This is a genomic window from Spiroplasma endosymbiont of Lariophagus distinguendus (assembly GCF_023846195.1).
GTDB lineage: Bacteria > Bacillota_I > Bacilli_A > Mycoplasmatales > VBWQ01 > Spiroplasma_E.
Genome location: NZ_JALMUW010000120.1, coordinates 1 through 1,164 on the forward strand (window position 1 = coordinate 1; position 1,164 = coordinate 1,164).

Consider the following 1,164-nt stretch of genomic DNA (forward strand, 5'->3'; position numbering starts at 1 on the left):
AAATATGAGTTTTAATTATTTATGAACTTTAAAAGAAGCAACTGAAAGAATGTATCAATCATTTAGAGATGATATAAAAAATCAATGAGAAAAAACAGATTGAAGAATATTAAAAGAAAGAGATAGAAAATATATTCCAGTTAAAATTAAAGAAAGAACTAGAAATACTATCAATGGTCTTGTTATTTATAAATGTCGTGATTATAAATATTATGATGAACAATTAAAAAAATGAGTAAGAGTTTGTTTATTAGATGAAGAATTAGAATTACCTAAATATAAAAGAACTTGTCAGGATATCAAAAATAATGTTATTGAACATTTTGCTGACGGAAAAAGATATGTTGATATTTTACATACTATGAAGCAAACAAAATTTAGTACAACAAGTATTAGTAGATTATTTCAAGAATATCAAGTTAATAAATTAGATGTTCCTAAAATAAAATTAGAACCAAATCAATTTATTTATATTAGTATTGATGACGGACATCGAAAGTTTTGAAAATTTAAACGAAATTCTGGTAAATATTCAATGCGTTTAGTATTATTTTGTACAGATAATGTTAATCATAAATTAGTTAATAAAAGAGTAGATGTAATAATAAGACCAACAAAAACTAAAATTGGAGTTCAAAAAACTGCTGAATTTATTTTAGAACAAGGAAATAGATTTTTTGAAAATTTTGACCAAGCAAAAATCATTATTTGTGGAGATAGTGCAGAGTGAATTAAAGATGTTGCTGATTATCTTGGTGCACAGTTTGTTTTAGATAAATTTCATTTAGTTAAAAAGTTGTATGTAGGAATAATTGCTGGAAACAAGGGAAAATATTTTGAAGAATATAATACTTGTAGAAAGTTTATTGAAAATGGTCAATATGATGAATTAATAAAGTATATGAATGAAATATTAAAAAATCATAAAAAATTAAAAAAACAATATTTTAAAAATAATAAACAAGGAATTGAAAATCAAGGTGCAAAATGAAATATTGGTACTTTTGCTGAAAGTAATATTTGATATATTTTAAAAGAAATGCTTGGTAATAGAACATATAGCATAGATATTTATATTAAAATGGTTATTTTTAAGTGTAATCTTGTGAATTCTAAAACATAATCAAAATTTTTATTTTTATTAAAATATTAAAAACTTATTAA

The 1,164-nt window shown here is 21.6% G+C and carries 1 protein-coding gene; it reads left to right on the forward strand.

All coding sequences use genetic code 4. The annotated features are described in order from the left end of the window. The coding region (locus M0D11_RS05985; RefSeq protein ID WP_252320994.1) for an Mbov_0401 family ICE element transposase-like protein at window positions 1–1,123 on the forward strand (1,123 nt) is incomplete at its 5' end. Window positions 1,124–1,164 lie beyond the last annotated feature (41 nt).